Below are 24,404 nucleotides of genomic sequence, written 5' to 3'. Positions count from 1 at the left end.
ATTATAACTGATTATAACTGATTATAACTGATTATAACTGATTATAACTGATTATAACTGATTATAACTGATTATAATAAAAAAGCCAAATCATTGACTGCTCAATGATTTGGCTTTTTAAAAATGTAAATTCAGAAATTATTCTTCTGTTTTCACTTCACATTCAGCGGCCTTATCTACCAATTCCACTAAAGCCAAGGGCGCGTTGTCTCCTTGGCGGAAACCATATTTCAAAATACGCAAATAGCCGCCATTACGGGCAGAAAACCGTTGTCCCAATTCATTGAACAATTTCACCACAACATCACGGTCGCGGGTACGGTCAAATGCCAAACGGCGATTTGCCAAAGACGGTTTTTTACCCAAGGTAATCAAGGGCTCAACCACGCGACGCAACTCTTTGGCTTTCGGCAAAGTGGTTACGATGGTTTCATGGGTTAATAAAGAATTCGCCATATTACGCAACATGGCAGCGCGGTGGCTGCTGGTGCGGTTTAATTTACGGTTACCATTACGATGACGCATTGTCATTATCCTTTAATCATCAATCTCTACGGTCTTTCCAAACTGGCGGGCGGCCAGCCTTCCAATTTTGATCCCAGCGTTAAACCTTTAGATGCCAAAACCTCTTTAATCTCATTTAAAGATTTGCGCCCCAAGTTGGGGGTTTTCAGCAATTCGGTTTCTGTGCGTTGGATCAAATCACCGATGTAGTAAATATCTTCTGCTTTCAAGCAGTTGGCCGAACGAACCGTTAATTCCAAATCATCTACCGGACGCAGTAATACGGGATCAACAGGCGGTTCTTTTTCATCTGCCACGGCAACCGGTGTGCCTTCCAAATTGGCAAACACGGTCATTTGATCCATTAAAATGCGTGCGGCACTGCGCACGGCCTCTTCCGGATCAATTGCGCCGTTGGTTTCAATGTCCAATACCAAGCGGTCTAAGTCGGTGCGCTGCTCTACGCGCGCAGACTCCACATCAAAGCTGACGCGGCTGATGGGCGAAAAGCTGGCATCTAATTGAATTGCACCGATTCGTCTTTGCTCTTCCCTGCTTTTGCGTGAAGCGACCGATTGATAGCCCCGCCCTGCTTCCACTCTGATTTCCATGTTGATTTGACCGTTATCGGACAAATGGCAAATCACGTGTTCGGGATTAAGAATTTCCACATCATGCGGCAAATCAATATCACCTGCTTTTACTGCCCCGCCGCCTGATTTACTCAGGGTTAATTCTACCTCACGGCGTCCGTGCAATTTAAACACCACGCCTTTGAGGTTCAAAAGAATATCAACCACATCTTCTTGAACGCCATCAACGGTGGAGTATTCATGCAATACGCCCTCAATGGCAACTTCAGTCGGCGCAAAGCCGGTCATTGATGACAGTAAGATACGACGCAAAGCATTGCCCAAGGTATGCCCAAAACCGCGCTCAAACGGTTCCATAGAAACTTCAGCGCGGGTGGCGGACAGAATATCCACATCAATTTGACGCGGTTTCAAAAATTCAGATGTGCTGTTTTGCATTTAACTGTCCCCATTTTAACCGGCGTTATTTAGAGTAGAACTCCACCACCAGTTGTTCATTAATATCACCACTCAATTCAGCACGATCCGGCATGTTTTTGAACACGCCTTCCAGTTTGCCGGCATCTACTTCTACCCACGCGGGCAAGCCGATTTGAGCTGCCAAGCCGGCGGCTTCCTGAATACGCACTTGTTTTTTGGCTTTTTCACGCACGGCCACCACATCGCCGGCTTTCACTTGGAAAGACGGGATATTGACAACTTGCCCGTTCACACAAATGGCTTTGTGTGATACCAGCTGGCGTGCTTCGGCACGAGTAGAACCGAAACCCATACGATAAACCACGTTATCTAAACGGGATTCCAATAATTGCAATAATAATTCGCCGGTTGAACCTTTGCGGCGTGCTGCCTCAGCAAAGTAACGGCGGAATTGACGTTCCAATACGCCGTAAATGCGGCGGATTTTTTGTTTTTCACGCAACTGCAAACCGTAGCCGGAAAGACGCGGGGTTTTCGCGCCATGCTGACCGGGTGCGGAATCCAGCTTGCATTTAGAGTCCAGAGAGCGTCGTGCGCTCTTCAAGAACAAATCAGTACCCTCGCGGCGGGCTAATTTACATTTAGGGCCGGTATAACGTGCCATATTTTAATTACTCCACTGGTTTTAAATGCGACGTTTTTTGGGCGGACGACAACCGTTGTGCGGTATCGGCGTAACATCGGTGATGCTGGTAACTTTAAAACCAAGAGCGTTGAGCGCGCGCACGGAAGACTCACGACCGGGGCCGGGACCCTTAATACGTACTTCCAGATTCTTCACGCCATACTCTTGGGCAACTTTACCAGCCGCTTCTGCCGCTACTTGTGCGGCAAACGGTGTGCTTTTACGCGAACCTTTAAAACCTGCACCGCCTGAGGTAGCCCAAGATAATGCATTTCCTTGGCGGTCTGTAATGGTAACAATGGTGTTATTGAAGGAGGCATGAACATGCACGATACCTTCACTCACGGTTTTGCGTACTTTTTTGCGCACACGAGCTGTGTTTGCTTTAGCCATTCATTGAATTCCTTAAAAATTATTTTTTACCGGAAAATTATTTTTTACCGGCAATTGCTTTGCGCGGACCTTTACGGGTACGGGCATTGGTGCGCGTACGCTGACCACGTGCGGGCAAACCTCTGCGATGACGAAAACCGCGGTAGCAACCCATGTCCATCAAGCGTTTGATGCTCATGGTAACTTCACGGCGCAAATCACCTTCTACTTCATACTTGGCGACTTGCTCACGCAAGGCATCCAATTGAGTCTCGTCCAAATCTTTGACTTTAACGCTCGGCACAATACCGGCGGCTTCGCAAATTTGTTTGGCGCGAGTAGAACCGATACCGTAAATGGCCTGCAAGCCAATAACGATATGGGCACTGTTGGGGATATTCACCCCGGCAATACGAGCCATATTTCTTCCTTATGGGCAAAATTTTAATATTGTAACACAAAAGGTTAAAAAACAACAATTAACCTTGCCGTTGTTTGTGCCGAGGATCGGTACAAATCACACGCACCACACGGTTGCGGCGAATAATTTTGCAATTGCGGCAAATTTTCTTTACCGAAGGCTGAACACGCATTATGTTTCCTTTCTCAAAAACAGAATATCAGCGGGCGCGGAAAACGATGCGGGCACGGGATAAGTCGTAGGGGGTTAATTCTACAGTTACCTTATCACCCGGCGAAATGCGGATATAGTGCATACGCATTTTGCCGGAAATATGACCCAAAACCACATGATCGTTTTCGAGCTTCACTTTAAAAGTTGCATTGGGCAAGGTTTCAAGAATCTCACCTTGCATTTGTATGGTATCTTCTTTAGCCATAGGGTTACCGCCGTGTCAGAGATTTCATGGCAGACCGTTTCATCAGGTGATCGTATTGGCTGCTCATCATGTATGAGGCAATCTGCGTTCTAAAGTCCATGGTTACCACCACCAAAATCAGCAGTGAAGTACCACCCAAATAAAAGGGTACGCTCATGGCAGAAGTCAGGATTTCCGGAATCAAACACACGATGGCGATATAAATCGCACCCCAAAAGGTTAAACGCAACACCACTTTTTCCAAATAACGGCTGGTCTGCTCACCCGGACGGATACCCGGAACAAAAGCACCGCTTTTTTTCAGGTTCTCCGCCATTTCCCGCGGGCTGAACACCAAGGCTGTATAAAAATAACAGAAGAAAATAATGGTCGCGGCAAACAGCAAAATATAAACCGGCTGCCCATGCTGCAAGTAAGTTGCTATACGCTGTAACCACCCGTCTTGGCTGGCTGAACCAAACCAGCTCAATAATGTGGACGGAAACAGAATAATGCTGGACGCAAAAATCGGCGGAATCACACCGGACATATTCAGCTTAAACGGCATGTGCGAATTTTGCGCTTGCATAATGCGATTGCCGACTTGGCGTTTGGCGTAATGCACAGGGACTTTGCGTTGTGCGCTTTCGATGTACACCACGATATAAACCAATGCCAACGCACCAATAATCAATGCCAATGCCATTAAGTAGCTCATTGAACCTTGACTGGTTAAGGTCAGCAAGCGGCCAATTCCGGAAGGCACACCGGCAGCAATACCGGCAGTAATGATGAGTGAAATACCGTTGCCAATACCGCGCTCGGTGATTTGCTCGCCCAACCACATCAAAAACATGGTTCCGGTTACCAAACACACAATGGTGGAAAGATAAAATTCCCATTGACTGGAAACCACCACGCCTTGCTGATAAACAAACGCCGCTGCACCAAAACTTTGCAGTGTCGCCAATAATACCGTTCCCCAGCGCGTGTATTTAGTCAGTATGCGTTTACCTGCTTCACCCTCTTTTTTCAAGGCTTTGAGTGAAGGAACAATTTCTGATCCCAGCTGTATGATAATCGATGCCGATATATACGGCATGATGCCAATAGCAAAAATGCTGAAACGTTCTAAAGAGCCGCCGGAAAACATATTGAGCATGCCCAAAATACCGCCGCCGGCACTTCCGTATAATTTCGCCAAAGCGGCCGCATCCACGCCCGGCACCGGAATGTACGAGCCGATGCGGAATACAACCAACGCACCCAATAAAAACAATAAACGATTTTTTAAATCACCAAACTTCGCCAGTCCGGTTGCGGATTGTTGATTAGCCACTCTTGCGTCACCTTTACTCTGCTATTTTACCGCCGGCAGCTTCAATGACTACTTTTGCGCCTTTGGTGGCTTTAATGCCGTTTAACGTAACCGCCCGATCCAGGCTGCCTGAAGCAATGACTTTCACATTCAAAATGTTGGCAGACACCAAGCCGGCTTGCTTCAACACCAGAATATCAATTTCATCAACTGCTATTTTTGCCAAATCACTCAAGCTTATTTCTGCATTTTGCGCGGCAGTCAGTGATTTAAAACCACGTTTCGGCAAGCGGCGTTGCAAAGGCATTTGACCGCCTTCAAAACCCACTTTATGAAAACCGCCTGCTCGGCTTTTTTGACCCTTATGGCCGCGGCCGCCGGTTTTACCCAAGCCGCTGCCAATACCGCGACCCACGCGGCGTGCAGCATGAGTTGCACCGTCGGCAGGTTTAATGGTGTTCAAAAACATATCACTTCTCCACTACTTTCAAAAGGTAGCCGATTTTGTTAATCATGCCACGATTTTCAGGGGTATCCAGCACCTCAACGGTGTGTTCACGGCGGCGCAAGCCTAAGCCGCGTGCACAAGCACGGTGTCTTTCAATCGTACCGATTAGGCTTTTTACCAGCGTCACTTGCAATTTTTTTTGCTCACTCATGACCTTCTCCCAAAATATCCGCAACGGTTAAGCCGCGTTTTGCCGCGATGTCTGCCGGAGTGTAGAGTTTTTGCAAAGCGTCCAAAGTGGCGCGCACAATATTATACGGATTGGTTGAACCATGCACTTTAGCAGAGATGTTGTGGATACCCATCGCATCAAATACCAAACGCATCGGGCCGCCCGCTTTCACACCGTTACCCTCTTTAGCCGGCTGCATAAACACTTTGGTAGCACCATGTTTACCGGTTACTTCGTGGTGGATTGTTCCGTTTTTCAACGGCACTTTAATCAAATTACGGCGCGCTTGATCCATTGCTTTTTGCACCGCAACCGGTACTTCTTTGGATTTGCCCTTACCCATGCCGACACGGCCATCACCATCACCAACCACGGTTAAAGCAGAGAACGCCATAATGCGGCCGCCTTTAACCACTTTGGTTACACGGTTTACAGCCACCATTTTTTCAATCAAGCCGTCGCCGCGCTCTTCTGTTTCATGTTTTGCCATTTTTATGCAATCTCCACAGTTGATTAGAAGCTCAAACCGTTTTCACGGGCAGCTTCGGCCAATGCTTTTACGCGGCCATGATATTGAAAACCAGAACGATCAAAAGCAACGCTTTCGATACCGGCAGCTTTGGCTTTTTCAGCGATGCGCTTACCGACAGCTGTGGCAGCTGCAACAGTATTACCGTGTTTCACTTCAGCAATCACTTCAGCTTCCACAGTAGAGGCTTGCGCCAACACTTTATCGCCCTCGGCACTGATTACTTGGGCATAGATGTGATTATTGCTGCGAAATACGCACAATCTCACTTTGTTTAAGTCCGCAATTTTGGCACGGGTTTTACGTGCACGGCGGATTCTTGATGCTTTCTTATCCATCAGTGAACCTCAATTATTTTTTCTTGGTTTCTTTAATTACCACTGTTTCATCAGAATAGCGTACACCTTTGCCTTTGTAAGGCTCAGGCGGACGGTATCCGCGAATTTCAGCAGCAACTTGACCGACTACTTGTTTATCCGCACCGGAAATCACAATTTCCGTTTGCGACGGTGTAGCGGCAGAAACACCTTCGGGCAACTCATACACAATCGGGTGAGAAAAACCCAAAGACAAATTCAGGGTTTTGCCTTGTGCCTGAGCGCGATAACCCACACCCACCAATTGCAATTTTTTCTCAAAACCCTCAGAAACACCTTTGACCATATTATTGACCAAAGCGCGGATAGTGCCGGATAAAGCACCGGCTTTGGTGCTTCCACCGACAGCGGTAAAAGTTAATTGACCATTTTCCAAAGCCACTTTAACTTCACCGGGCAAAGGCAAAACCAGTTCGCCGTTTTTGCCTTTTACGGCTAAAGCGTTTTCTTCTAACTTAATATCAACGCCGGCAGGAACAGTCACCGGATTTTTGGCTACGCGAGACATATTCCCTCCTTAGGCAACCACGCACAACAACTCGCCGCCAACACCGTTTGCACGGGCTTTGCGGTCGGTCATTACGCCTTTAGAAGTGCTGACAATCACAACGCCCAAACCATTCATCACGGTTGGAATATCGTTGGAACCTTTATACACACGCAAACCAGGGCGGGATACACGCTGAATGCGTTCAATCACCGGACGGCCTGCATAGTATTTCAATTGAATTTCCAATGTCGGCTTGGCATCCGCAGTTACAGCAAAACTGTCGATATAACCTTCTTCTTTCAAAACAGCGGCAATCGCGGTTTTCAATTTAGAAGACGGCATGGATACGGAGGCTTTATTCGCACGCTGAGCGTTGCGAACACGGGTCAACATATCGGAAATAGGATCGTGCATACTCATTCTTCAATACTCCTATTTACCAGCTGGCTTTAATCACACCCGGAATTTCGCCGCGCATGGCGATTTCACGGATTTTGGTACGACCCAAGCCGAATTTACGGAAGTTACCGCGCGGACGACCGGTAAGCGCACAACGGCGACGTTGACGCACAGGCGCGGCATTACGCGGAATGGTTTGCAATTGCAAACGCGCTTGAAAACGCTCTTCATCAGAAGCAGAAGCATTGTTGATAACTGCAAACAGAGCTTCACGTTTGGTGGCGAATTTTTTTGCCAAAGCCTCGCGCTTCAGCTCACGATTAATAAGTGCTTTTTTAGCCATAATTAACCCCTAAACGGAAACTTGAACAAAGACAACAACGCTTTGGCTTCTGCGTCGGTTTTGGCGGTGGTGGTGATGGTAATATTCAAACCACGCAACGCATCAATTTTGTCGTATTCGATTTCCGGAAAAATAATTTGTTCGCGCACACCCATATTGAAATTGCCGCGACCATCAAATGATTTACCATTCACACCACGAAAATCGCGCACACGCGGCAAGGCAATGCTCACCAAACGATCCAAAAACTCAAACATACGATCACGGCGCAAAGTTACTTTGCAGCCAATCGGATAATTATCACGGATTTTAAAGCCGGCAATGGATTTGCGCGCAACGGTAACCACCGGTTTTTGACCGGCAATTTTGGTTAAATCCGCAACAGCATGTTCCATTACTTTTTTATCGGCAACCGCCTCACCCACACCCATATTCAAGGTGATTTTTTCAATACGCGGCACTTCCATAACGGATTTGTAACCGAATTGTTTCATCAATTCAGGCACAACAGTGGCGGTATAAAACTCTTTTAAACGAGCCATTGATTACTCCTTATGCACCCACGGCCGCGCCGGTGGATTTAAAGAAACGACTGCGCACCACTTTGCCGTCGATGGTTTCTACTTTAATGCCAACACGGTCTGCTTTTTGTGTTTCCGGATTAAAAATCGCCACATTGGAAATTGCCAAGGGCATACTTTTGGTAATCACACCACCTTCAACACCACGCATCGGATTTGGTTTTTGATGACGTTTAACTTGATTCACGCCTTCAACCAAGATTTTTTCACCCAAAATACGCAGCACCTGACCTTTTTTGCCTTTGTCTTTACCGGCAATCACAATGACTTGGTCACCTGTTTTAATCTTTTTCATCGTAACCTCTCTTACAGCACTTCAGGTGCCAATGAAACGATTTTCATGAATCGCTCAGTGCGCAGTTCACGGGTTACCGGGCCGAAAATACGCGTACCCAGCGGCTCTAATTTATTGTTCAACAATACCGCGGCATTGTTGTCAAACTTAATCAAAGCACCATCGGGACGGCGCACACCTTTAGCGGTACGCACCACCACCGCATTGTACACATCGCCTTTTTTTACACGACCGCGCGGCGCGGCGTCTTTAATGGCCACTTTAATGATGTCGCCCACAGAAGCGTAGCGACGCTTGGACCCGCCCAACACCTTAATGCACATCACGCGGCGCGCACCGGAGTTATCAGCCACATCCAAGATGGTCTGCATTTGAATCATGTTAAAAATACCTTTAATAATCCAACTTAATTTACCATTTTCAGACAGCTTGTTTGATTTAGGCTGCCTGAAACCGAATACGGTTCCAGTAAATCAGTCTTGGGTCCCGAAGGGAGAATACTTGGTTGAAAAACCAAGCACTTTCAAAATACGAAAGACAAGCTGTGCAGTATATAGAAAATTCTATATTCACGCAAGGAATTACTGATAAAAACATGCAGTATTACTTTTGACTGACGTAAAAGTCGCCATCGGCAAGACTCAGGCTGCCTGAAACTGCAATCTTCATCACCCAAAACAAAACGCAGCAATCCATTCCAAACCAATTAATCGGTCAAAACAGATTGCTGCGCGATTTTGTGTGCTGTTATGCCAAATATTCAAGCACCGCAACACACTCTTAGGCTGCTTTTACACTGCGCGTGCTTTTTCAACCAATTCGGTTACTGTCCAAGCCTTGGTTTTAGACAAAGGACGGCATTCCGCAATCACAACCACATCACCGATACCATATTGGTTTTGCTCATCGTGTGCGTGGATTTTAGTGGAACGGCGGATTACTTTGCCGTACAACGGGTGTTTCACTTTGCGCTCTACCAAAACAGTTACGGTTTTGTCCATTTTGTCGCTGACCACTTTGCCTTGCAAAGTTCGCGTGGTTTTTACTTCACTCATTATTCACCATCCTTTTGGCGCAAAATGGTTTTCACACGAGCAATATCACGGCGCGTTTTTTTCAGCTCACTGGTTTTGCCCAATTGTCCGGTTGCGTGTTGCATACGCAAGCCGAATTGTGCTTTTAATAAACCCAGTAACTCTTCGTTTAATTGCTCAACAGATTTGTCTTTCAATTCATTGACTTTCATTATTGACCTACCTGTCTTTTCACAAACGCTGTCGGCAACGGCAGTTTTGCAGCTGCCAATTCAAAAGCCTCACGCGCCAATGATTCGGCAACACCGTCCATTTCGTACAGCATTTTGCCTGGTCTGATTTCGGCAACGTAGTACTCCACTGAACCTTTACCGCCGCCCATCCGCACTTGAATTGGTTTTTCAGTAATCGGTTTATCAGGAAACACGCGAATCCAAATACGTCCGCCGCGTTTGATGTGCCGAGTCATGGCACGACGCGCTGCTTCAATCTGACGTGCGGTCAAGCGGCCGCGACCAATGGCTTTCAAACCGAAATCACCGAAGCTGACTTTATTACCGCGAGTAGCCACGCCTGTATTGCGGCCTTTGTGCTGTTTGCGGTATTTCATTCTAGTTGGCTGCAGCATCGCGACCTCCTGATTTTCTTTGGCGTTGGCGTTTTTCCGGTTGATCCGATTTGGTTTGAATCTCACCCGGTGTCAATTCACCTTTATAGACCCAAACTTTAATACCGATGATGCCATATGTGGTTTTGGCTTCACTGGTGGCATAGTCCACGTTGGCGCGCAAGGTGTGCAACGGCACGCGACCTTCGCGATACCATTCACTGCGGGCAATCTCAATGCCGTTCAGACGACCGGAAGACATGATTTTGATGCCTTTGGCACCGGCACGCATGGCGTTTTGCATGGCGCGTTTCATGGCACGGCGAAACATAACGCGTTTTTCCAATTGACCGGCGATATTGTCGGCGATGATTTGCGAATCCAATTCCGGTTTACGGATTTCTTCGATATTCACATGCACCGGCACGCCCATCAATTTTTGCAAATCGCGTTTCAAAATTTCAATGTCTTCGCCTTTTTTGCCGATAACCACACCCGGGCGCGCACTGTAAATGGTAATACGCGCAGATTTTGCCGGACGCTCAATCACCACGCGGCCAACCGAAGCATTTGCCAGACGTTTGCGCAGAAAAACGCGTACATCGATGTCTTCTTTCAGGGTTTTGGAAAAATCGCCGCTTTTGGCAAACCATTTGGAAGACCAATCTTTATTAACCGCCAGGCGAAAGCCCGTAGGATGGATTTTTTGTCCCATAGTTTTTCCTTAATCACCCACAGTCACGTTGATGTGACAAGTTTGTTTTTCAATGCGGTTACCGCGGCCTTTGGCGCGCGCCTGAAAGCGTTTCAGGCTGGGTCCTTTATCCACGTAAATCGTAACCACTTTCAACTCGTCGATGTCTGCGCCTTCATTGTGCTCGGCATTCGCCACAGCAGATTCCAGCACCTTCTTAATCAATTCCGCGCCTTTTTTCGGGCTGAATGTTAAGATATTCAACGCTTGGTAGATGTCTTTACCGCGAATCTGATCCGCCACCAACCGGGCTTTTTGAGCAGAAATCCGCGCATTTTTGTGATGTGCATTCACTCTCATGATTTACCCCTTATTTTTTCTTGGCTTTTTTATCAGCCAAGTGGCCTTTAAATGTGCGGGTCAATGAGAATTCGCCCAATTTATGACCAACCATATTATCGCTGATGAAAACCGGCACGTGAGTGCGTCCATTGTGAACAGCAATAGTCAAGCCGATAAAATCAGGCAGAATAGTGGAACGACGCGACCAAGTTTTGATTGGACGTTTGTCGCTGGTGGCACGAGCCGCATCCACTTTTTTCAGCAAATGCAAATCGACATATGGGCCTTTTTTTAATGAACGAGCCATATTCCATTAACCTTTATTTGAGTAACGACGGCGAACAATCATATTGTCCGTGCGTTTATTGCGACGAGTGCGATAGCCTTTGGTCGGCGTGCCCCATGGACTAACCGGCTCACGAGCTTCACCTGTACGGCCTTCACCACCGCCATGCGGGTGATCAACCGGGTTCATCACCACACCGCGCACAGTCGGACGAATGCCTTTCCAGCGTTTCGCACCGGCTTTGCCGATTTTTTTCAGACTTTGCTCTTCATTGCCTACTTCACCGACAGTTGCACGGCAATCCACGTGAATTTTCCGCACTTCACCTGAGCGCAGGCGCACTTGAGCATAAACGCCCTCTTTCGCCAGCAACACCGCAGACGCACCGGCAGAACGCGCAATCTGCGCACCTTTGCCCGGCTTCATCTCAATACAGTGAATGGTCGTACCCACCGGAATATTGCGAATCGGCAAGTTATTACCCGCTTTAATTGCCGCTTCCGAACCGGAAGCCAACACCGCACCGGCGGCGATGCCGCGCGGCGCAATAATGTAACGGCGTTCACCATCGGCAAAACACAGCAAAGCAATGTGTGCCGTGCGGTTGGGATCGTATTCAATCCGCTCTACTTTGGCGGCGATGCCGTCTTTGTCGTTGCGTTTGAAATCAACCATGCGGTAATGGTGTTTATGACCGCCGCCTTTATGGCGGGTGGTAATGCGTCCGCCGTTATTGCGGCCGGCAGTGGAAGATTGTTTTTCCAAAAGCGGCGCGTAAGGTGCGCCTTTATACAAGCCTTCTGTCACCACGCGAACCATGCCGCGGCGGCCGGCAGACGTAGGCTTCATTTTAACAATAGCCATATTGCTTATTCCTTATCTGCAGAAACGGCGGCGGACTCGATGTCAATGGCTTGACCTTCAAGCAAGCTTACATACGCTTTTTTTACATCACTGCGTTTACCGACGGTTCGGCCATGACGCTTGGTTTTGCCTTTAGTGGTTGCGGTCGTAACAGAAGCCACTTTCACATTAAACAGCAATTCAACCGCAGCCTTAATTTCCGGTTTGGTGGCGTTCAGCAAGACTTTGAATGTCATTTGTTGGCGTTTTTCAGCCAGCAAATTGCTTTTTTCCGAAACGACGGGTGCCAAAATTACCTGCATTAAACGTTGTTGATTCATACCCATTGCTCCTCAAGTTGAGCGATTGCCGCGCGGGTCAGCACCACTTTTTTGAAACGCAACAAGTTGTACGGGTCAGCTTGAGTTGCTTCCAACACCAATACATTCGGCAGATTGCGGCTGGACAAATACACGTTTTCATCTAACTGCTTGGTGATGAACAACACATTTTCCAGACCCATATTATTCAACTGCGCAACAAATGCCTTGGTTTTCGGGGTTTCAGCAGACAATTCGTCAATAACAAACAAACGCTCATCACGAACCAATTGCGACAAAATAGATGCCATACCGGCACGATACATTTTGCGGTTCACTTTTTGCGTGAAATTTTCACTGGGCTTATTCGGGAAAGCACGGCCGCCGCTGCGCCAGATTGGCGAAGAAGTCATACCGGAACGCGCACGTCCTGTGCCTTTTTGCCGCCACGGTTTTTTGGTGGAGTGTTTTACTTCAGCGCGAGTCAATTGCGCACGGTTGCCTGAACGCGCATTTGCCAAGAAAGCGGTAACCAATTGGTGAACCAGTGCTTCATTGTATTCACGAGCAAACAAAGCATCAGAACCAGCAACACTGCCGACTGCCTGACCTTGAGCATCAATTAATTTCAAATCCATTACGCACCTACTTTCACGCTGGGGCGAACAACAACATCGCCGTTAACCGCGCCCGGTACCGCGCCTTTAACCAACAATAATTGGCGTTCGGCATCCACGCGCACGATTTCCAAGTGCTGCACGGTAGAACGTGTATTGCCGTATTGTCCTGCCATGCGTTTACCCGGAAACACACGGCCGGGATCTTGCGCCATACCGATAGAACCCGGAACGCGATGCGAACGCGAGTTACCATGCGAAGAACGTTGGGAATCAAAATTGTGGCGTTTAATTGTGCCTGAGAAACCTTTACCTTTACTGGTACCGGTTACATCGACCAACTGACCTGCCTCGAAAATAGCGACTGAGATTTCTCCGCCCGCTTTCAATTCAGCCAATTTTTCTTCAGAAACAGAAAACTCCACCAAGCCACGACCGGCTTCAACACCGGCTTTAGCAAAGTGCCCGCCTTCGGCCTTATTGACACGATTGGCTTTTTTCTGACCAAAGGTAACCTGCACAGCCGTATAGCCGTCGGTATCTTTGGATTTGAGTTGTGTAACGCGATTAGCAGACATATCCAGCACAGTAACCGGAACCGACGCGCCCTGTTCATTGAACACGCGGGTCATGCCTACTTTGCGCCCAACCAGACCTAAAGTCATGATTATTTCCTTTAACCAAGGAGCCGATTACGATTGATCGGCTTGATTGCACAAAAAGAAACTTGCCAAAAATTCGGCAAGTCGTGCATGATAACATGGCTTTTAAAAGCATATCAAGTATTTATCATAAAAATATCTTGTTGGTTCATTGCAACATCAAAGCGCATTAAACAACCCGTCAAACTACATCAATCCTATTTTTGTTTTAAATAAAAATCGGCTACCTGAATGTGGCTGCCTGAAAGCATCAGTATCCGTCCCATCGTCATAACAATATGCCGAGATACAATAAAATACCGCGCAGAAATCAGATAAAAATTACGGCACAGGCAAGGGAGAATAAACATCAAAACGGGTACTTTTACCCGTATATTGATAGGCGGGCGGACAATTTGCCAAAAACACGCCGCCGCTTGGCCGTTTCACCACAACACGCTGTTTGGCACATCGGCGTGCCATATTGAGCAGCTGCACATCGTCATCGGCATGGCTTTCACCGAGCAATTCATGGAAATATGCCATTTCTTTTTTTACCGCTGCCGATTTTTGACGCGGCGGATACATGGGATCAAGATAGACCACATCGGGTGCGTCGCCTTGACCCCACCTTTCTTGCATAAATACGACGGCATCTTTATGGTGCAACACCACGCGCTGCGCAATTGCCGCCGTATCGGGGTACAGTAGCGCACGGCGTAAACCGTCTGCCAACAAGGCACACACCACTGCGTTCCGTTCCAATACCTGCACATGTAAACCCAAAGCCGCCAACACAAAAGCATCGCGCCCCAGTCCGCCTGTGGTATCCCACACATTGCGGTTTTTACTCGAATCCACGGCTCGCGAAAGCAATTCACCGCCGCCGTAAAGCCGCCGATGCCGCGCAGCACCTTGTGCAAATTCGGCACGCACTTCGCCTTTTATTCCGATTTTGGCTAAACTCAAACCATGTTGATCGGCGTGTAAATACAGGCTTTCAGGCAGCCTGAAATCTGATGATGATTCTGTTGTGAATTCTGAAAACACCACACCATATGTTAATAAATGCTGCCTGAAAGCGGTTTGTTCACTTTCAGGCAGCTGTGAATCAATATGCAATGCAATGGGTAAAATCATGATTGGCGAAGTATTTCAGTCTGCCCATGCACGAATGCGTTGTATCAGCTTCTCTGCACTCAAGCCCAAATCATCACGAAGGCGGGCAGGATCGCCGTGATCGGTGATAATATCGGGAACACCGATGAGTAAGGTGGGTTTCAACACACCATGCTGTGCCAATACTTCCAATACGGCACTGCCCGCGCCGCCCATTACGGCATTTTCTTCCGCGCACACCAAATAATCGTGGTGCGCCGCCAAATCCAAAATAAGGGCTTCGTCAATGGGTTTGACAAAACGCATATCGGCAACAGTGGCATTGAGTGTATCTGCCGCTTGCATCGCACTTGGCAGCATACTGCCGAACGCCAAAACAGCAATGCGTTCACCCTTGCGGCGCACAATGCCTTTGCCCACGGGAACAGTTGTCAAATCCTTGCCTGCCGCCGCGCCTGTACCGCTGCCGCGCGGATAGCGCACTGCCGACGGCTGATTCAATTGATAACAGGTAGACAGCAACAAGCGGCATTCCCGCTCGTCGCTGGGCGCGGCAATTACCATATTGGGAATGCAGCGCAGGAAGCTGAAGTCATATAAACCGGCATGGGTTGGACCGTCAGCACCGACAATGCCGGCACGATCAATGGCAAACAATACAGGCAAATTTTGCAGAGCAACATCGTGCAGCAATTGATCGTAAGCACGCTGTAAAAAAGTAGAGTAAATCGCCACAACGGGTTTGATGCCTTCACACGCCAAACCGGCGGCAAAGGTAACGGCGTGCTGCTCGGCAATACCGACATCAAAATAACGTTCGGGAAAAGTGCGGGCATATTCCACCAAGCCGCTGCCTTCACGCATAGCGGGCGTAATCACCGCCAAACGTTTATCGGCATGAGCCTGATCAATAACCCATTGCCCGAAAATTTGGGTATAGGTGGGTTTAGTCGGTGCGGCAGATACCACAGGACCACAGTTGGGATCGAAAGTACCGACGGCATGAAAACCCACGGGATCATTTTCCGCGAGTTTATAACCTTGTCCTTTTTTGGTGATGATGTGTAAAAGCTGCGGTCCTTTGCGGCAACGCAAATCTTGCAATGCGTCCACCAGTTTTAAGACATCATGACCGTCAATCGGGCCGCTGTAGTTAAATCCAAAATTATTGAATAAAGACAACGAAGCAGGTAAATTACTTTCATCAATGATGTTTTTGATTTTACTTTCTACTTTTTGTGCCACATCTAAAGCACCGGGCAGCATATTCAGCACTTTTTCAGATTTGTGCTTGATGGATTTCACCAACCCTTTAACATCGCGCACCACGTTGGCTGCCAAATACTTGGGCAATGCACCAACATTGGGTGAAATTGACATTTCGTTGTCATTCAAAATCACCAATAAATCAATGTCCATATCGCCCGCGTTGTTCAGGGCTTCAAATGCTTGCCCTGCCGTCATCGCACCATCACCGATAATCGCCACGCTACGGCAAGTACGCCCCGCCAGCTTATCCGCCACCGCCATGCCCAGAGCCGCACCGATTGACGTTGAGGAATGCCCCACACCAAAGGCATCGTATTCGGATTCACTGCGTTTGGGAAAACCTGCCAAACCGCCGTATTGCCGCATGGTATCCATACGTGCTTTGCGTCCGGTAAGAATTTTGTGCGGATAGCTTTGATGTCCCACATCCCAAATCAATTTATCGCAGGGCGCGTGATAGACATAATGCAAGGCGACAGTCAGCTCCACTGCACCCAAATTGCTGGCAAAATGCCCGCCTGTTTTACTGACAGATTCCAATAAAAACGCCCGCAATTCGTCTGCCACTTGCGGCAACTGCGATTTATCCAAACAACGCAAGTCTTGCGGAAAATTGATGTTGCCAAGCAATGATGTGGGTTCCATGACGTCAATATATGAAACGTGTCTTTGCACGTTTTTTGAGTGAAGATATTGGATTATAACAAGGGCAGCGAGGAATCGGCTAAAGGCTGCCTGAAATCTTGCAATTTCTTGTTAACCATTTGCTCTTTAATCATTTGCTTAGGCGTCTTGAAAATATTGCCTGCAAATATGCGCAACCTGAGACAGCAGATCATTTTCTTGATACGGATCGAATACATAATCAACCGACAAACGCCGCAGCCAAGTTAATTGACGTTTTGCCAGCTGGCGGGTAGCGGCAATACCTTTTTCTGACCAAGTTTTTTCGTCATAAACACCTGCCAAATAATCCCAAGTTTGCCGATAACCCACACAACGCATAGACGGCATATCGGCAGTGAGTTCAGGGTAATTTTGCTGTAAGCGGCGGACTTCATCAGCCAAACCATGCTGCATCATGTGCTGAAAACGCAAAGCGATGTGCTGATGCAAAAGCGGCCGATTTTCGGGGATAAGGGCAACAGTACACAAATCCACAGGCTGCCTGAAAGCCTGCTGTTCAGCAAAATGTTGGCTCAACGGTTTACCACTGAGCCGCCACACTTCCAATGCCCGTTCAATGCGCTGACTGTCTGTCGGTTCTAATCGATTGGCAGTAACGGCATCAATATTTTGCAATCGCTGATATAAATGCGCCAAGCCGTATTGCCGTTTTTCTGCTGCCAACTCGCGGCGCACTGCTTCATCAGCAGCAGGCAAATCATTCAGCCCTTGTGTGAGTGCGTGGTAATACATCATCGTACCGCCCACCAACAGCGGTAAGCGGCCGCGCGCATGAATATCCTTTGCCAAGTGCACACAATCAGACACAAACGCTGCCGCACTGTAACTTTGCAAAGGCGAAATAATATTGATTAAATGATGCGGCGTTTGGGCTAATTCGGCAGCAGTGGGTTTGGCAGTACCAATATCCATACCGCGATACACCAATGCGGAATCAAGGCTGATGATTTCAATTGGCAGGGTTTTCGCCAATGCCAATGCCAAACCTGTTTTACCCGAAGCGGTGGGACCCAAAATTGCCAATATTTTAGGGATTGCACTCATGAATTAACCCGTGCTGCCAAAACCGCCTTCACCGCGTTCGCTTTGCCGGAATTCGTCCACCACTTTAAACGCTGCCTGCACCACCGGCACAATGACCATTTGCGCAATCCGCGCCAACGGCTCTATTTCAAAAGCCTCTTTACCGCGATTCCACAAAGACACTTTTAATTCACCTTGGTAGTCTGAATCAATCAGCCCCACCAAATTACCCAGTACAATGCCATTTTTATGCCCCAAACCCGAGCGCGGCAACAACATGGCAGCGTAAGCGGGAGAGCTCAAATGAATCGCAATGCCGGTGGGAATCAATACGGTATCGCCGGGCGGCAATAATAATGATTCGTCCAAGCAAGCGTGTAAATCCATGCCTGCCGAACCAACAGTGGCATAATGCGGCAAATAATCTGCCATTTTCGGATTAAGAATTTTCAATTCGATTTCAGCTGATTCATGCACTTTCAGGATTTCCTTACGACAAAGTTGGCTTTGTTAATTTCGCAATCAGTTATCCATTATATGGATAATGAATCGAAATTCAGCCAATCAAAAACAAAAAAAGAGCGGGAAATCCGCTCTTTTTTACTGCTCACTGAAATCAGTGATTATCTATTGCTGGTGGGAGCTGTAACTACAGTGCGAATTTTCACATCAACACGGCGATCAGGTTCGATACAAGCGATCAAAGCAGTGCGTTTTTTCGCAGCAGATACTTTTTTACCCAGTTTAGCCACTTCGGCTTGACATGTTGCAGTCATGCGCGCTTGAGATTCACCCAAGCCAACAGCAGTGATTTTCTGAGCCGGAACACCTTTAGACACCAGGTGGTTAGCAACAGTGTTGGCACGGCGCTCAGACAGAGCTTGATTGTATTTCTCTGAACCCATGAAGTCAGTGTTGCCTTCAACGCGTGCGCTTTGCACTCGAGAATCAGCCAGACGCTGAGCCAGCGCATCTAAAGTAGCAACGGCTTCAGGACGCAGATTGTATTTGTCAAAACCAAACAAGAAGTTGGCAGACAAGCTGACGGTTTCATCAACGTAGCTGGGCGCAGTAGGTACAGCAGCCGCAGCATCACCGCACTCAACCAAGCCTTCAGTGGCTTTGTCTAAGAAACTGTTTTCCCAGCATTCGCCGTAGGCATTGCGAACCACGTCGCGGGATTCTTGGCTAATGGTATAGCCATTTTTTTCGTGAGCCATTGCACCGGCAGAAGCCAGCATTGCAATGATTAAGGCGCTCAATTTCAGCTGTTTGGTCATGTTATTCCCTCATCAAAATGTTATGTGATTAACGGCATTGCCAAATCGGCGCCATCTCAACACAAATACTAAACACCGGCCGCTCAAAAATCGGGCAGGCAAGTCAGACAAATCAGATTGTACTATAAATAAAGCCCTGTCAAACTGTCAATATCCGAATATTCAAACGGTTTGCCGCCGGCAACCCGATACAGATTGCTTTATCATGCCGAAAAAATCGGCTGATGTCATGTATTTCGTGGATTAAGACTGAATTAAGGATATTTTTAGTTGCATAAACACAACACAATAAACCTTATTGTTGTTTTTCTGCAATTCACCAATTCACAATTATTGTTTCGTTTGTAACTATTTCTGGTGTTAAAGTTAAACTTGGGAATATTTCTTGATATTATTTACTGTAGAGATTGATAATGCCAGCCAACATATAGATAATTCTATCTAAATGTCAATTATCCGCTTTTCAGACACCGACAAGGACGAATTTTACTGAAATGTCTGCTGATAACGGACTTATGATTAAAATCCATTTGAGGAGTGATTATGATGGTACATGATATTAAAAAATTATTGGCTTTTGCGTTTGGTGCCGTTGCTTTAACCGCCGCAGTACAGGCTGCTCCTTTAAACCAAGATGCCGGTGAACAAAAAGTAACTGTAGCAAAAGCCAAAACCATGTGGGACGACAGTTGGGTAACTTTGGAAGGAACGTTGGATAAAAAAATCGGACATGAGCGTTACCAGTTTCGCGATGCCACCGGCACCATGCCCGTGGAAATTGATGATGAAGATTGGCATGGTCAAGTCGTAAACGAAGGGCAAAAAGTGCGTATTCACGGAGAAGTGGATCGCCATGCCGTTCGCCAAACTGAAGTTGATGTTGATCGCGTGGATATTTTAAATTAAACCGATGGCTTACTTGTTTGTGTGTAAAAGAGGTTGGCTGAAACTTTTCAGGCAGCCTTTTTTACATTTATGGCTAAACAACTGTTTTTTTTTGCACATGGATACGGCTTTTCATGTCGGTTTCTACCACAAGAGACTTGATTGCTTCGGATTGCTGCGGTGATGAAAAAGAAAGCAGCTTGGCTGTACCTAATCACCCAATCACAATGGCACGGTTACTGTGCTGTCATGTAGGCTGCTCGTCTGTTAATCAATCATCAGCCGATACTGTGGTTTAAACCCCCAAATATCCTTCTTTGCTGCCCAGCCACCGTTCCAAATGTTGTTCTACCACGTGCGGTTGCTTGGTAATTAACGGTTCTGCCAAGCGGCGGGCGGCTTCTAAGAGATTGAGGTCTTCTTCCAAATCGGCAAAACGCAGCATTGGTGTGCCGCTTTGACGTGCGCCGAGAAATTCACCGGGACCGCGCAATATCAAATCTTGGCGGGCGATTTCAAAACCATCGGTATTCTCATAAATCACTTTCAATCGTGATTTTGCCAATTCTGACAAAGGCTCACTGAACAACAATACACACACGCTTGCCGCCGCGCCGCGCCCGACACGCCCGCGCAATTGATGCAGTTGCGCCAAACCCATGCGTTCGGCGTGTTCGATGACCATCAGCCCCGCATTGGGTACGTCCACACCCACTTCAATCACGGTGGTTGCCACCAAGACCTGCAATTCTGCGCGCACAAATGCCGCCATAATATCCGCCTTTTCCTGCGGCTTTAAACGTCCGTGCACCAAGCCGATGCGCATAGACGGCAATTCGGCTTGCAGTTGTTGCTGCGTTTCAACAGCGGTTTGCAATTGCAAGGTTTCCGACTCTTCAATCAACGGGCAGACCCAATAGACTTGCCGTCCCATTTCACCGGTACGCCGCACCAAAGCCGCCACTTCATCACGGCGCACACTGTTCACCAATCGGGTTTTAATCGGCGTCCGTCCGGGCGGCAATTCATCAATCACCGACACATCTAAATCCGCAAAAAAACTCATTGCCAGCGTGCGCGGAATCGGGGTTGCCGACATCATCAGCTGATGCAGATCTTCACCTTTGTTTTTGAGCGCCAACCGCTGCGCCACGCCAAAGCGGTGCTGTTCATCGACAATCACCAAACCCAAATTATCAAAACCCACATCGTCTTGAAACAAAGCATGCGTACCGACAGCGATTTGCGCCGTACCTTCGGCAATTGCCGCTTTGGCAGCCGTTTTTTCACGCTTTTTCAGGCTGCCTGAAAGCCATGCTGTATTCAACCCCAATGGCTCAAACCACTGTTTGAATTTTAAATAATGCTGCTCTGCCAGAATTTCGGTGGGCGCCATGACGGCTGCCTGAAAACCGGCTTCAACCGCAATCAGTGCCGCCAGTGCGGCAACAATGGTTTTACCGCTGCCCACATCGCCCTGAAGCAATCGGTGCATGGGGTGCGTTTGTGCCAAATCACGGCGTATCTCTGCCCATGCGTTTTGCTGGGCGCGGGTAAGGGTAAACGGCAGTTGTGCCAATAAGGCTTGGCTGAGAGATTCGTTGCCGCACAAGGCTTTGGCTGACCCGCTGATGCGTTTTTTCCGAGCCAAACGCATGGACAATTGCTGTGCCAGCAATTCATCAAATTTCAGCCGCTGCCACGCAGGCAGCGCGCCGTTGTGCAGGTCATGAATGGTGTATTCCGGCGGCGGCGCATGCAGTAATGTGAGGCTGTCTGTTAAATGTGGCAGCTGTAATTCGTTTAACAACGCATTCGGCAAGGTATCGGTTGGCGGAATGTGTTTTAAGGCTGTTTGAATCAGGCGGCGCAGCGTGGGTTGATTCAAACCGTTTACTGTGGGGTAAATCGGTGTCAAGGTTTCTGCTAAGGATCTGTTTTCTGCTTGCCGAACTTTGGGGTGTATCATTTCGTCACCGAAAAAACCGTGTTTGATTTCTCCTAAAGCACGAATGGTATTGCCGCGCACCAATTGCTGCTGGTGGCTCGGATAAAAATGAATAAAGCGCAAATACAGCACACTGCCCGATGCGTCTGCCACCTGCACCACCAGCTGTTTGCGCGGTTTAAACTGCACTTCCTGCGTCAATACTTTTGCCTCAATCTGCACAGGTACACCCAGCGGCGCGTCGGCAATCGGCGTGATGTGGGTTTCGTCTTCGTAACGCAGGGGCAGATGCAGCGCCAAATCCCACAGTGTATTTAAATGCAGCTTCGCCAGTTTTTTGGCGGTGGCTTCATTTATGTTCAATATCGCTTGGGTTTGCGGTGTCATCATGGCTGTTGTGTGGGGAAATTTGCGTCTGTCTGTGCGGCTGTTTGTGTTTTCAGGCAGCCTGAATTCAGTGAAACCGTCCTGCTTTCAGGCTTAACCCTTGCTGAATTTGCGCCGCCAAGCTGTGGTTGCGCAATGCGTGCGTCAATGCCACCGCCAGCGCATCGGCGGCATCGGCTTGCGGTGTACCACTCAAGTTCAGCATGCGCACCACCATGTGCTGCACCTGCTCTTTTGCGGCTTTTCCCTGCCCCACCACCGCTTGTTTCACCTGCAAAGCGGTGTATTCATACACCGGCAATTGCCGCATCACCAGCGCGGCAATTGCCGCGCCGCGTGCTTGACCCAAAATCAAAGTGGAAGCGGGATTCACATTCACAAACACTTGCTCTACAGCCGCTTGTGTCGGTTGATAGGTTTCAACGACTTCATCTAAGTGGCGCACAATCACGCCGATGCGCTCAGGCAAGCTGAATTTGGCTTCGGTTTTGATGCAGCCTGATGCCACATATTGATATTGCTGCCCGTACACATCAATCACGCCAAAACCGGTTACACGGCTGCCGGGGTCAATGCCCAAAATGCGTATCGTGCGCTTATGCTGATGAGGCGGCAATTCCGTGCATGTTGTATTACACACTCTTTCGGCGAGCATCATTAAACTCCCTATCCGTCATGCACTCATTATTGCTATGTACCCATACCCCCATTGTATCGACAAAATAGGTGTGGTAATCCTCAACCTCAAAGTGATAAACCTTGCTGCGATACCAAGATTCGGGTACTTCCTCGTCATACGGATAGTCGTAAAGATAGGATTTATTGGGATTTTCGAGCAGACCATACTCCGGATCGCAATAAGGACTATCGAAGCGATGTGCGTAGATATGGACATTCGGTACAACGTTGGCATTGGAAAAATTGAGCATAATCCCCTTGCTGGTCGCATCATCATAATTCTGCCGTATCCAGCCCAACCACTCTGTATCGGTTTTGTAAACACGCGAAACTCGACTGACTTCCACAATTCGTCCATCAGCAAGCAGCAAACTCATTCCATCGCAAAGCTGGTCAGCCCGTACCCATTGTTGTTGTGGATAAGGGGGAAGCAGTTTCAAAATCCGCCTCCCCAGCTTGTTACATTCGATGCTTTTTTCTCGGGAACTCACAACCCAGAATAGATGATTGGGTGTTGTGATCACAAAACCATTGCCATATGCCTTGAGATATTCATCTCTGCCAATTTCATGCTTAGTATGGGCTTTAAGCATGGTTAGATCTTCCCAAGAGATAAACCAAGTTTCCTGATCTTCAAACTCAAAGGTATTAATAACTTTTTTGTAAGCCGTTCCACCGCTTCCGTCTTCCGGTGTGGAAAGCACATCATCACCCACCTTGATTTGCTCAATTGGCCGCAAACCTTCTTTGGTGTGTATCAATGTTCCGGCAACGAAACAACCTATCATGGTCTGCTCCTAATATCAATGCAGCTTGATACACATTTGTCAATGTTCAACAATTTTAACTTTTGTTGGATTGATAATTTAACTATTCTGCCGTCGGTTTCAATTCCAAACGAACTTTGGCGTTGCCGTCAAGCAATTGAACCAGACCGCCGTCTTGGTTAAGGTTTCGCCATTGACGGGTGTCTGTTAATGCCGCCTTAGCACGGTTTTCATCTTCAATATTCACGCACATCATCATGGTAGAAGCGAGCTGAGAAAACTGTAATTTGTCTGCCTGCTGGGTATAAGCACCTCTGAAACGATTGCAGCCGAAATAAGCATAAACACTTTTGTTTTCCGCATTAAAACTGACTTGATAATCATCACGCGAAACGGCTTGGTTATCAATACGCACCACTTGCCATTTACCCGACAAAGATTGCGTATCGGTGCTGTTCGCTTGGCTTTGGCTATTGGCACAGCCCGACGCACCCACAGTGAGTGCACTCAATAACAACGCGGTGGTAATCATTTTTTTCATGTTAAACGCTCTTTAAATTAAGGTTGAAGTTA

The 24,404-nt window shown here is 47.8% G+C and carries 38 protein-coding genes; 1 reads left to right on the top strand and 37 read right to left on the bottom strand.

Annotated elements, in window-relative coordinates; all coding sequences use genetic code 11:
- Positions 1–138: 138 nt before the first annotated feature.
- The 33 genes from rplQ to Q384_RS00615 all read right to left on the bottom strand — a co-directional run bounded on the left by rplQ (position 139) and on the right by Q384_RS00615 (position 19,166).
- Positions 139–525: a 50S ribosomal protein L17 gene (gene rplQ / locus Q384_RS00780; RefSeq protein WP_037585337.1), complete on the bottom strand. Its 387-nt coding sequence runs from the start codon at positions 523–525 to the stop codon at positions 139–141.
- Positions 526–551: 26 nt separating this feature from the next.
- A complete protein-coding gene (locus Q384_RS00775) occupies positions 552–1,535 on the bottom strand; it encodes a DNA-directed RNA polymerase subunit alpha (protein ID WP_037585336.1) in 984 nt (327 codons plus the stop codon).
- 25 nt (positions 1,536–1,560) lie between these two features.
- The gene (rpsD, locus tag Q384_RS00770; protein WP_037585335.1) at positions 1,561–2,181 is read right to left on the bottom strand and encodes a 30S ribosomal protein S4; all 621 of its coding nucleotides are present in this window, start codon (positions 2,179–2,181) and stop codon (positions 1,561–1,563) included.
- A 21-nt stretch (positions 2,182–2,202) separates the two neighbouring features.
- Positions 2,203–2,595: a 30S ribosomal protein S11 gene (gene rpsK / locus Q384_RS00765; protein ID WP_037585334.1), complete on the bottom strand. Its 393-nt coding sequence runs from the start codon at positions 2,593–2,595 to the stop codon at positions 2,203–2,205.
- A gap of 37 nt (positions 2,596–2,632) precedes the next feature.
- Positions 2,633–2,995 carry a 30S ribosomal protein S13 gene (gene rpsM, locus Q384_RS00760; protein WP_037585333.1) on the bottom strand — a complete coding sequence of 121 codons (363 nt, stop codon included), beginning with the start codon at positions 2,993–2,995 and terminating at the stop codon, positions 2,633–2,635.
- Positions 2,996–3,053: 58 nt separating this feature from the next.
- On the bottom strand, positions 3,054–3,167 hold the full coding sequence (rpmJ, locus tag Q384_RS00755) for a 50S ribosomal protein L36 (RefSeq protein ID WP_003697674.1): 114 nt from the start codon (positions 3,165–3,167) through the stop codon (positions 3,054–3,056).
- A 27-nt stretch (positions 3,168–3,194) separates the two neighbouring features.
- A complete protein-coding gene (gene infA, locus Q384_RS00750; RefSeq protein ID WP_037585332.1) occupies positions 3,195–3,413 on the bottom strand; it encodes a translation initiation factor IF-1 in 219 nt (72 codons plus the stop codon).
- Between the two features lie 4 nt (positions 3,414–3,417).
- Positions 3,418–4,731: a preprotein translocase subunit SecY gene (gene secY, locus Q384_RS00745; protein WP_037585331.1), complete on the bottom strand. Its 1,314-nt coding sequence runs from the start codon at positions 4,729–4,731 to the stop codon at positions 3,418–3,420.
- A gap of 13 nt (positions 4,732–4,744) precedes the next feature.
- Positions 4,745–5,179 (bottom strand): 50S ribosomal protein L15, encoded by a 435-nt coding sequence (gene rplO / locus Q384_RS00740; RefSeq protein WP_037585330.1) that lies wholly within the window; start codon positions 5,177–5,179, stop codon positions 4,745–4,747.
- A 1-nt stretch (position 5,180) separates the two neighbouring features.
- A complete protein-coding gene (rpmD, locus tag Q384_RS00735; protein WP_037585329.1) occupies positions 5,181–5,369 on the bottom strand; it encodes a 50S ribosomal protein L30 in 189 nt (62 codons plus the stop codon).
- Positions 5,362–5,880, bottom strand: a complete 519-nt coding sequence (gene rpsE, locus Q384_RS00730; RefSeq protein WP_037585328.1) for a 30S ribosomal protein S5 — start codon at positions 5,878–5,880, stop codon at positions 5,362–5,364. Before rpsE ends, rpmD begins: the two co-directional genes overlap by 8 nt.
- A gap of 23 nt (positions 5,881–5,903) precedes the next feature.
- A complete protein-coding gene (gene rplR, locus Q384_RS00725) occupies positions 5,904–6,257 on the bottom strand; it encodes a 50S ribosomal protein L18 (RefSeq protein WP_037585327.1) in 354 nt (117 codons plus the stop codon).
- Positions 6,258–6,270: 13 nt separating this feature from the next.
- Positions 6,271–6,804, bottom strand: a complete 534-nt coding sequence (gene rplF, locus Q384_RS00720; RefSeq protein WP_037585326.1) for a 50S ribosomal protein L6 — start codon at positions 6,802–6,804, stop codon at positions 6,271–6,273.
- Between the two features lie 9 nt (positions 6,805–6,813).
- Positions 6,814–7,206, bottom strand: a complete 393-nt coding sequence (rpsH, locus tag Q384_RS00715) for a 30S ribosomal protein S8 (RefSeq protein ID WP_037585325.1) — start codon at positions 7,204–7,206, stop codon at positions 6,814–6,816.
- A 16-nt stretch (positions 7,207–7,222) separates the two neighbouring features.
- Positions 7,223–7,528, bottom strand: coding sequence for a 30S ribosomal protein S14 (rpsN, locus tag Q384_RS00710; RefSeq protein WP_037585324.1), 306 nt, complete (start codon positions 7,526–7,528; stop codon positions 7,223–7,225).
- A 2-nt stretch (positions 7,529–7,530) separates the two neighbouring features.
- Complete coding sequence (gene rplE / locus Q384_RS00705) at positions 7,531–8,070, bottom strand: 50S ribosomal protein L5 (RefSeq protein ID WP_037585323.1); 540 nt, start codon at positions 8,068–8,070, stop codon at positions 7,531–7,533.
- Between the two features lie 10 nt (positions 8,071–8,080).
- Positions 8,081–8,404, bottom strand: coding sequence for a 50S ribosomal protein L24 (gene rplX / locus Q384_RS00700; protein WP_037585322.1), 324 nt, complete (start codon positions 8,402–8,404; stop codon positions 8,081–8,083).
- Positions 8,405–8,415: 11 nt separating this feature from the next.
- A complete protein-coding gene (gene rplN, locus Q384_RS00695) occupies positions 8,416–8,784 on the bottom strand; it encodes a 50S ribosomal protein L14 (protein WP_003749804.1) in 369 nt (122 codons plus the stop codon).
- Between the two features lie 411 nt (positions 8,785–9,195).
- Positions 9,196–9,459 (bottom strand): 30S ribosomal protein S17, encoded by a 264-nt coding sequence (gene rpsQ, locus Q384_RS00690; protein ID WP_037585321.1) that lies wholly within the window; start codon positions 9,457–9,459, stop codon positions 9,196–9,198.
- Positions 9,459–9,650 carry a 50S ribosomal protein L29 gene (gene rpmC, locus Q384_RS00685; RefSeq protein WP_037585320.1) on the bottom strand — a complete coding sequence of 64 codons (192 nt, stop codon included), beginning with the start codon at positions 9,648–9,650 and terminating at the stop codon, positions 9,459–9,461. The genes rpsQ and rpmC overlap by 1 nt, the downstream gene beginning before the upstream one ends.
- Positions 9,650–10,066, bottom strand: coding sequence for a 50S ribosomal protein L16 (rplP, locus tag Q384_RS00680; RefSeq protein ID WP_037585319.1), 417 nt, complete (start codon positions 10,064–10,066; stop codon positions 9,650–9,652). Before rplP ends, rpmC begins: the two co-directional genes overlap by 1 nt.
- Positions 10,050–10,760 carry a 30S ribosomal protein S3 gene (rpsC, locus tag Q384_RS00675; protein WP_037585318.1) on the bottom strand — a complete coding sequence of 237 codons (711 nt, stop codon included), beginning with the start codon at positions 10,758–10,760 and terminating at the stop codon, positions 10,050–10,052. The genes rplP and rpsC overlap by 17 nt, the downstream gene beginning before the upstream one ends.
- Before the next feature lie 9 nt (positions 10,761–10,769).
- Positions 10,770–11,099 carry a 50S ribosomal protein L22 gene (rplV, locus tag Q384_RS00670; RefSeq protein WP_037585317.1) on the bottom strand — a complete coding sequence of 110 codons (330 nt, stop codon included), beginning with the start codon at positions 11,097–11,099 and terminating at the stop codon, positions 10,770–10,772.
- 10 nt (positions 11,100–11,109) lie between these two features.
- Complete coding sequence (rpsS, locus tag Q384_RS00665) at positions 11,110–11,388, bottom strand: 30S ribosomal protein S19 (RefSeq protein WP_037585316.1); 279 nt, start codon at positions 11,386–11,388, stop codon at positions 11,110–11,112.
- 6 nt (positions 11,389–11,394) lie between these two features.
- Positions 11,395–12,231 carry a 50S ribosomal protein L2 gene (gene rplB / locus Q384_RS00660; RefSeq protein ID WP_037585315.1) on the bottom strand — a complete coding sequence of 279 codons (837 nt, stop codon included), beginning with the start codon at positions 12,229–12,231 and terminating at the stop codon, positions 11,395–11,397.
- A gap of 5 nt (positions 12,232–12,236) precedes the next feature.
- On the bottom strand, positions 12,237–12,551 hold the full coding sequence (gene rplW / locus Q384_RS00655) for a 50S ribosomal protein L23 (RefSeq protein ID WP_211251060.1): 315 nt from the start codon (positions 12,549–12,551) through the stop codon (positions 12,237–12,239).
- A complete protein-coding gene (gene rplD / locus Q384_RS00650) occupies positions 12,548–13,168 on the bottom strand; it encodes a 50S ribosomal protein L4 (protein WP_037585313.1) in 621 nt (206 codons plus the stop codon). Before rplD ends, rplW begins: the two co-directional genes overlap by 4 nt.
- Positions 13,168–13,812: a 50S ribosomal protein L3 gene (gene rplC, locus Q384_RS00645; protein WP_037585312.1), complete on the bottom strand. Its 645-nt coding sequence runs from the start codon at positions 13,810–13,812 to the stop codon at positions 13,168–13,170. Before rplC ends, rplD begins: the two co-directional genes overlap by 1 nt.
- A gap of 318 nt (positions 13,813–14,130) precedes the next feature.
- The gene (locus Q384_RS00635; RefSeq protein WP_084224340.1) at positions 14,131–14,928 is read right to left on the bottom strand and encodes a class I SAM-dependent methyltransferase; all 798 of its coding nucleotides are present in this window, start codon (positions 14,926–14,928) and stop codon (positions 14,131–14,133) included.
- A 15-nt stretch (positions 14,929–14,943) separates the two neighbouring features.
- A complete protein-coding gene (dxs, locus tag Q384_RS00630; RefSeq protein WP_037585310.1) occupies positions 14,944–16,821 on the bottom strand; it encodes a 1-deoxy-D-xylulose-5-phosphate synthase in 1,878 nt (625 codons plus the stop codon).
- A gap of 138 nt (positions 16,822–16,959) precedes the next feature.
- On the bottom strand, positions 16,960–17,907 hold the full coding sequence (gene miaA, locus Q384_RS00625) for a tRNA (adenosine(37)-N6)-dimethylallyltransferase MiaA (protein WP_037585309.1): 948 nt from the start codon (positions 17,905–17,907) through the stop codon (positions 16,960–16,962).
- Positions 17,908–17,910: 3 nt separating this feature from the next.
- Positions 17,911–18,363: a dUTP diphosphatase gene (dut, locus tag Q384_RS00620; RefSeq protein WP_281174482.1), complete on the bottom strand. Its 453-nt coding sequence runs from the start codon at positions 18,361–18,363 to the stop codon at positions 17,911–17,913.
- 146 nt (positions 18,364–18,509) lie between these two features.
- Positions 18,510–19,166, bottom strand: a complete 657-nt coding sequence (locus Q384_RS00615) for an OmpA family protein (RefSeq protein WP_037585307.1) — start codon at positions 19,164–19,166, stop codon at positions 18,510–18,512.
- Between the two features lie 543 nt (positions 19,167–19,709).
- Here Q384_RS00615 and Q384_RS00610 point away from each other — a divergent pair.
- The gene (locus Q384_RS00610) at positions 19,710–20,072 is read left to right on the top strand and encodes a NirD/YgiW/YdeI family stress tolerance protein (RefSeq protein WP_051940225.1); all 363 of its coding nucleotides are present in this window, start codon (positions 19,710–19,712) and stop codon (positions 20,070–20,072) included.
- Between the two features lie 274 nt (positions 20,073–20,346).
- Here Q384_RS00610 and recG read toward each other — a convergent pair whose 3' ends face one another.
- From recG to Q384_RS00590, 4 genes are all read right to left on the bottom strand, one after another.
- Entirely contained in the window at positions 20,347–22,446 is a 2,100-nt protein-coding gene (gene recG, locus Q384_RS00605) for an ATP-dependent DNA helicase RecG (RefSeq protein WP_281174484.1), read from the bottom strand.
- 7 nt (positions 22,447–22,453) lie between these two features.
- Positions 22,454–23,041 carry a crossover junction endodeoxyribonuclease RuvC gene (gene ruvC, locus Q384_RS00600; protein WP_084224341.1) on the bottom strand — a complete coding sequence of 196 codons (588 nt, stop codon included), beginning with the start codon at positions 23,039–23,041 and terminating at the stop codon, positions 22,454–22,456.
- Positions 23,019–23,852, bottom strand: a complete 834-nt coding sequence (locus Q384_RS00595) for a polymorphic toxin-type HINT domain-containing protein (RefSeq protein ID WP_037585305.1) — start codon at positions 23,850–23,852, stop codon at positions 23,019–23,021. Before Q384_RS00595 ends, ruvC begins: the two co-directional genes overlap by 23 nt.
- Positions 23,853–23,934: 82 nt before the next feature.
- Positions 23,935–24,372 carry an META domain-containing protein gene (locus tag Q384_RS00590; protein ID WP_037585304.1) on the bottom strand — a complete coding sequence of 146 codons (438 nt, stop codon included), beginning with the start codon at positions 24,370–24,372 and terminating at the stop codon, positions 23,935–23,937.
- Positions 24,373–24,404: the final 32 nt, after the last annotated feature.

Origin of the sequence: Stenoxybacter acetivorans DSM 19021 (genome assembly GCF_000745895.1) — a bacterium.
GTDB lineage: Bacteria > Pseudomonadota > Gammaproteobacteria > Burkholderiales > Neisseriaceae > Stenoxybacter > Stenoxybacter acetivorans.
This window is presented reverse-complemented; position numbering and strand designations above follow the sequence as displayed.